A 515-nucleotide genomic window follows, 5' to 3' on the forward strand; every position below is an offset into this window, starting at 1 on the left:
TCGCCTTGCGCATCCAGCCGCCGCCGATTTCAGTCGCGGTTTCGCCGGCGAAGATGCGGTAGTCCGGTTGGGCCTCTTCGGCTTTTTCCGCATTCTTCTCGATGCGAATAGTGGCGTTGAGGTTCATCATTGCGAGGGCGCCTTCGAAGCCGGTCTTGGTTTCGCTGACATATCCGAGTGCGTTTGCCATGGGGGTCTCCTTTTCGTTTCCGTGGCTGTCTTCGAGGGACACCATGTCCCCGTCGACGCCGGACCGCCCGGACGGCGCGGAGCGGGCCTGAACCGGCACGGGCGCAGCAAAGCGGAGCACCGGGCAGGCGCACGAATTTGTCTCGCGAGGAGCCGCAAAGCGGCGGGGAAATTCGTGGGACTGTCCGGTTTCAGGACCGTTTCGTGTCGTCCAGGTCACACGGCAACAGACGGGAACATTGTGTGTTTCGGGGCAAGTGGAAGGGCGAAACAGGCCGCTTTGGCAATCGCACGCGGAGGCCAGAGGAACCCCACAGACGGGCGAT

Annotated in this window: 1 protein-coding gene; it reads right to left on the minus strand. The window is 62.7% G+C overall.

What is annotated here, in order from left to right; translation table 11 throughout:
* Window positions 1-190 (minus strand): DUF736 family protein (locus HOC_RS22050; RefSeq protein ID WP_035542789.1); only part of this gene is annotated, 190 nt, incomplete at its 3' end.
* Between the last annotated feature and the right edge of the window lie 325 nt (window positions 191-515).

This window comes from Hyphomonas oceanitis SCH89 (assembly GCF_000685295.1).
Taxonomy (GTDB): domain Bacteria; phylum Pseudomonadota; class Alphaproteobacteria; order Caulobacterales; family Hyphomonadaceae; genus Hyphomonas; species Hyphomonas oceanitis.